This window comes from Paenibacillus cisolokensis, assembly GCF_050481165.1.
GTDB classification, from domain to species: Bacteria; Bacillota; Bacilli; order Paenibacillales; family Paenibacillaceae; genus Paenibacillus_AH; species Paenibacillus_AH cisolokensis.
Map to the genome: position 1 here is coordinate 1 of NZ_JBCNFP010000174.1, position 2572 is coordinate 2572.

Sequence of the window (2572 nt, forward strand, 5' to 3'; positions counted from 1 at the left end):
CAAGCCAGTGTAAGAAATCCTGAATACTTTGTGTGGTTACAGAAGCGAACGAAATCTTTTCTGGCCTGATCTGCCGTTCCTCTTGCATGAACTTAAGATATTGCTTGAAGGTATCGCGATAGGATTTAATCGTATTGGGGCTGACGTTTCTCTGTCCGGGCAGAAAATCTGTCAGATACCGGGCAAGCGTCTTCGCAAAGTCAGTCTGCTTCATACTGCCTCACCTCCGGAATGATGTATGAGCAGATTTCTTCAATCTTGCTTGTGATGTCGGGATACAAATCAGCAGTCAAACGCAAATATCTTTGGCTGCCTCGCATATCTTCATGGCCGAGATAGGCCGAAAGATAAGGAAGGCTGTTGTTAAGATCCCTTCCGTCTAACACCCATTTCTTTAAGCAATTTACAGCGAAGGTATGCCGAAAATCGTGAATGCGGGGACCTTTTCCTCTCCCCAAATGCGGAATCTTCGCTCTCCAGAGCACATCCCTAAAAAGCTTGTACAGAGTTGATTCGGAATAATGTCCGCCAAACGGAGAAGGAAAGAAGTACGGGTTACCTAACCTTCCAATGTCGACAGTTTTACAATACTCCAGGCATCGCTCTTTAAGACTTTCTGATATTGGTAAAATCCGCTCTTTGTTGAACTTAGCATTGCGAATGTATAAGGAACCACTGTTCAGATCAACATCTTGGATAGTCAATTGCATCGCCTCGGAAATTCGGAGGCCACATCCGTAAAGCATTCGGAGTAATAGCGGCAAGACTAAATGCCGATTAGGTGCGCAACTGTTCGGCGGATATTGATCGCACACCTCAAATATTCGTTTCACTTCGATATTCGAAAATATGTAAGGAATATAAGAATATCTGTTTACGGTGTTCATTGCTTTGGGATATACATACGCTGAATATCCTACGCGATTCATGTATTCTGCCAACCCCCGCAGCAATGAAATCCTACCACATTGGGTGGATAGGGTCTCATTGGGCTTGCGAGCAGTCCACTCTATCACCAGTTCCTTACTTAGAACGGTCTCAGTCGGGCAGTGGCTGTGAACGTAAGAGTCAAAAATCTTCAACAAAGCCGAACCTTTCTTAAATGCATACCCGAGAGCCTGCTTCTCAGCAATGTAGCCTTCAATAGGGATGGACAGCGAGCTTTTGTACGGGCGAGCTTCAGACATGGAGCATCACCTCCTCTGGGTCGAGCGCACAGGCCGCCAGCCCTTTCATATCCGTATGCAGATATACTGAAGTTGACTTCGAGTCTACATGGCCTAGGATTTCGGAGATAACGGCAAGGGATGCTCCCTGCTCCAATAGTGTACTTGCAAGCGAGTGCCTTAACGAATGAAGGCCATGCCGTTTCCCGCGGGGAATAGTAATTCCGGCTAAGCGGGTGTATTTCGTAATTATGTTATGAAGATTGGCGTTTTCACCGAAGGCTTCAAAAGGAGCATGTAGGCGTACAAACAAATAGGGTGTATCGCAAACAGGTCGGGCATGTTGGAGATAATCGATTAATGCCCAGCCCACATCATGCAAAATTGGATAAGTAACTTCGACTTTTGTTTTTTCTTGCGTGATGGTAATGGTTTTAGAAGTCCAATTTAAGTCTGAGAGTTTCAACGCCTTGATATCGCCGGCACGTATTCCAAGCTTTGCGACTAGAAGAAGGATGGCATAGTCTCGTTTCCCGACAGGGTTTGCCCGATCAATAGCATCAAGCATTCGTTTTACCTCGTCCGGCTCCCAAGTAGACGGGACAGCAGGGTATTTGTATTTACTCTGCTTCGGCACGCTAAGAAATAGGTCTTCTTTGATGTATCCGTGTAGATAGAGGAACCTCAAGAAAACTCTCAAAGTAGTCAGAATGGACGCGATACTTTTTTCATGATTAGGACAAATGCTAATGACATAATCCGAGATGATTTCAGGCGTGATTTCGCTAAAATCCATCACTCTGCGCATTGACAGGTAATCGATGAAGAAAAATAATCGCTGCAGTCTGGTGCGCATACCGCGTAGCGAGTATTCATTGCTTTCACATTCTTTTTCGTACGCGGTCAGAGCTTCCTCAAACTGTGGTGGCTTCACATAACCCTTGCGCTTCTTAATCCTGCGAATGACAACACCATGAAGTTGGAAATCGCCGAGAAGTCGGACCGAGCGAATGGCTTGTTTCGCCTTTTTAGGGAAGATATCCAGATAGTAATTTGTTGTACAGCCATATTTTTCTTTCAAGTATACTTTTCCGAAATCCTCGGAAAAGTATTGCACATTTCTGTCTCTCGCGAATGCACAGATCCTTTTGAACGAAGCGCGCAATTGGCATATGGTGTTATATGCGTAATGCAAACGCTCAAGTTCTTTGACGACCTCTGCCGCGAGTTCCTCAATTGGTTTCCTTGGTTCCATGGCTTACCTCCAATAGACATGATAAATTCATTGTCTATTCTGAGGTGTTATGGAAAGAAATCAATGTACATTCATTGAAATAACGGGATGTACGCTCAATTCTTTCCATAACCAAATTCTTTCGATAATTACCGACGCCGGGAGGTCCCAG

At 44.9% G+C, this 2572-nt stretch carries 3 protein-coding genes; all 3 read right to left on the reverse strand.

Annotated elements, in window-relative coordinates; all coding sequences use genetic code 11:
• Positions 1 to 214: site-specific integrase (locus ABEV74_RS22485; protein WP_430149820.1), on the reverse strand; the 214-nt coding region annotated here is incomplete at its 3' end.
• Positions 201 to 1187, reverse strand: coding sequence for a tyrosine-type recombinase/integrase (locus ABEV74_RS22490; RefSeq protein ID WP_430149823.1), 987 nt, complete (start codon positions 1185 to 1187; stop codon positions 201 to 203). The genes ABEV74_RS22490 and ABEV74_RS22485, both read right to left, overlap by 14 nt.
• Entirely contained in the window at positions 1180 to 2421 is a 1242-nt protein-coding gene (locus ABEV74_RS22495; RefSeq protein WP_430149826.1) for a site-specific integrase, read from the reverse strand. The genes ABEV74_RS22490 and ABEV74_RS22495 overlap by 8 nt, the downstream gene beginning before the upstream one ends.
• Positions 2422 to 2572 lie beyond the last annotated feature (151 nt).